The sequence below is a fragment of the Rhodococcus sp. R1101 genome, from assembly GCF_000278445.1.
Lineage (GTDB): Bacteria > Actinomycetota > Actinomycetes > Mycobacteriales > Mycobacteriaceae > Rhodococcus > Rhodococcus gordoniae.
In genome coordinates this window covers 1-3451 of sequence record NZ_AJVB01000418.1, presented here as the reverse complement: position 1 = coordinate 3451, position 3451 = coordinate 1, and the positions used below count along the sequence as shown (strand labels likewise).

The 3451-nt window shown below is 61.9% G+C and carries 3 protein-coding genes; 1 reads left to right on the top strand and 2 read right to left on the bottom strand.

Annotated features, from left to right (window positions below; translation table 11 throughout):
- Nucleotides 1-114 precede the first annotated feature (114 nt).
- Nucleotides 115-1452 (bottom strand): MFS transporter, encoded by a 1338-nt coding sequence (locus R1101_RS0119015; RefSeq protein WP_016934921.1) that lies wholly within the window; start codon nt 1450-1452, stop codon nt 115-117.
- Between the two features lie 451 nt (nt 1453-1903).
- Nucleotides 1904-2788, bottom strand: a complete 885-nt coding sequence (gene mihF, locus R1101_RS29760) for an integration host factor, actinobacterial type (RefSeq protein WP_016934920.1) — start codon at nt 2786-2788, stop codon at nt 1904-1906.
- A gap of 133 nt (nt 2789-2921) precedes the next feature.
- Here mihF and R1101_RS0119005 point away from each other — a divergent pair.
- Nucleotides 2922-3451: FAS1-like dehydratase domain-containing protein (locus R1101_RS0119005; RefSeq protein ID WP_016934919.1), on the top strand; the 530-nt coding region annotated here is incomplete at its 3' end.

Here is a 3451-nt window from a genome sequence, read left to right as displayed (position 1 = left end):
GCGCTCGATCAGCGACCTGATCCCCTACGCGACCGCTCTTCTACTCGGCTCCGAAGCGCTGTTCTCAGGAACAATTGTCCTGCAGCAGTTGGCTATTACAAATCGGGGCCGAGATTACGCGTTTGTGTAGACGCTGCCCCGCCGGATCATCAACGTCAAGCCGATCGTCAGCAAGCCTGCAAGAATCATCATGGTGGCAACCAGATTCAACCCGCCGACGGCGCCGGCTGCTGTCGATGCCAGCAGCACCGTTGCGACCGAGGTGCCGATTCCTTGACCGGCGGTGCGCAGCACCGCGTTGGTGCCGGTCGCCTCGCTGGTGTTGCTTTCCGGAACCGCCTCGATGATGAGGTTCGGGAGTGCGGTGTAGGCGAATGCGGTCGCGACCGAGACGGTGATGATCATCGCGGTCATGCCGACGATCGAGTCGTGGAATACGATGATCATCGCGCTACCGATGGTGAACAGGGCTGAACCGAGCAGCATCGATACCCGCGAACCCACAGCGCGCGTGATGCGCCCGCTCAGCGGAGTGCAGACGAAGCCGAACATCGAACCGATGAACGACAGCCAACCGGCATTGGTCGCCGAGACGCCCAAGCCGAACGGTCCTGTGGTCGGAGACTGCAGGACCAGCGGAATGATCATCGTACTGATACCCATCGGGCCGGCGGCGATCACCACCGTCGCACACATCGTGAGCGCAAACTTACGGTCCGCGAACATCCGGACGTTGACGATCGGATCGGTCACGCGCAGTTCCCACATCACCCACAGCGCGAGGACTCCGGAGCCACCGAGCACGAGACCGAGCGTGCGGAGATCACTCCAACCCCATGCGCCGGCTTTGTTGATGCCGAGCAGTACCGCCGCGATGGCAGGGGCGAACGTGATCGCACCGACGTAGTCGACTCGTTGCGTGGTGGCGGTAGGAACCTGCCAGGGCAGGACGAACAGCACCAGAAGGAGAGCAAAGATTGCGTACACCGCCGCCACGATGAAGATCATGTGCCAGCTCGCGTAGTCGATCATGACACCGGCGACGAGCAGCGATGCCGAGCCTGCGGCAATCGCCGAGCCGGAGATGAGAGCAATGGCAACGGGCACCTTCACGGTCGGAAGGTGCGCACGGGCCACCCCGATACACAACGGGAGAATTGCGCCTGCGACACCCTGTATGGCGCGGCCGACGATGATACTGCCGATGCTGTCGCCGATCGCACTGATGAACGAGCCGATGGCGGCGGCGGCAAGCAACACCACGAGCACACGCTCGCGCCCGTACATATCACCCAGACGTCCACACACTGCAGCGGACGCGGCAGCGACGAGAAGGAAGGCAGTCACCGCCCAACCCACGGTGGCGGCGTCGCTGTCGAACTCACGAATGAATGTCGGAATTGCGGCGAAGACCATCGACGTCTCGAAGGCGCTGATGATCTCGACCGCCACCAGAACTGCGATGATGACCCATGCGGGGCGTTGGCGAGCGAAACGTCCGCGTGGAACGGATTGCGCCGCAACAGGCAGGTCGTGACTGTCTGTCGTACTTGTCATGAACTGATCTCCAGACTTGGGCAGCCCCGGTACGGGCTGCACTGTTGGAAGTCGGACAGTCGCGAGGGCCGGCCCCCAGGCATGTCGCCACGGGCAGCCCGACGGCTGTTCGGGGATTCGACAAAGTGTGGCGAATCACTTTCCGATACATGACGGTTTGACCACTCAGTGAGACCTCGAAGTGATCCGGATTACTCGGCCGTCCAGCTTTCCTCGTATGACGGCGCACCGAGCGGGTTCACGGTCGTGAGCCGGTCGAACAGCGGTCGCGACGACCGAACCGTGAATCTCCGCCGTTGCGAAGAGGATCGAGAGATTCTCGAGCAGAAACGATCCCGATTGGACATCAACGGATTCGAGCCAGAAGGTCGGCTCGCTGTGAGGGTGCGAGACCGGAAATTTGTCCACTTTCTGCGATTCCGACGGATTCTGCGATACCGCGAGCCTTGGATTTGCCGATCTTCGGTAGCGACTCCAGCACGTACATCACGTTCGTCGTCCCGAGGAGTTCATCCGTGTCTGCTCTTCGAAATACCTCGCCGAGTGTGAGCCGGCCGGATTTGAGGTCCGCTCTCAGTTCGGACCGGAACTTGCCGGCGACAGCCGGTTCCTCACCGGATTCGATACGACGGCCGTTGCCGCGAGAAGGGCGTGACAATACGAAGCCGTCGAAGAAGAGTGTAGTCAGCAGATCGGTAAACGCTTCGGTGGTGTACTCGGCGCGGCTCGGCCAGTGCATGCTCGCCCACAACGAGTCACGCACGGCTCGGTAGAAGATGTCGGTGGGAACGTCGGACCGGAAGGTGCCGTCGGCGACCCCGGCGGACAGTGCGCGAAGCCAGTGGTTGCGCATCTCGCGCGAAGCGGTGTCCACTGCCTCGAGCAGTCCGTGCTCACGCAGGTACTGACGGTTCTGCTGATAGATGGCTGTCGGATGAGGATGTGTCTCGATCACCTCGAGAGTCTCGTGGATCAACCCCCGCACTGTGTCCCACGGAGTGCGGGCTTCCTCGACCACTCGGCCGAACCTGCGTTCGATATCGGCCATGTATCGGCTCAGGATCTCCTGAACCAGAGCATCTTTCGAGGGGAAATAGTGGTACAGGCTCCCGGAGAACACACCGGCCCGCTCACCGATCTCGCGGACAGTGGTTCCTCCGATCCCTTTTTCCGCGAAGAGTTCGGCCGCGAAATCCATGATCTGCTCACGCCTGGCCGTCGCCTTTGCCACCGCGCCTCCTGTGTCACTCGAATCGACTTTCGACACCGCCGCGCTCCAACTCAGTGGGAGCGGTCGGCCGGGACGGACTTACCCCTGGTTAGCGTACCGCATCAAGCGCTTGCTCAAGAAAGGTTTCCGGGCTATGAACACCTTGGACCAGCAATTCGAACAGTTCATCGGACAGCAGGCCGAACCCCCGCGGGTGGCTCGATACCCCGTCAACGAGGCCATGATCCGCAACTGGGCAGAGGCGCACGACGACTTCAATCCCATCTACGTCGATCGAGAAGCGGCCCGCGCAACAGGCCGCAACGATGTGATCTGCCCGCCGGCCATGATCTCGACCTGGGTGATGGCCGGGTACCGCCGCTGGCGCGAGGTGCATCGCCTCCGTGCAGCAAAGATCACCGAGGACTCCGCATATTCGCGACTGCTCGCCCTTCTCGACGAGCACAAGTTCACCTCGGTCGTCGCCACCGACGTTCAGCACGAGTACCACCGGGAAACGACCCCCGGCGACCACGTCACCGCGCACTTCACCATCGAGTCGATCTCCCCGGTCAAACGCACGGCACTCGGCGACGGATGCTTCATCACCCTGCACAAACGCTACGAGAACCAACACGGCGAGTTGCTCGTCGAAGAACGGTTCCGTTTGCTCCGCTTCGATCC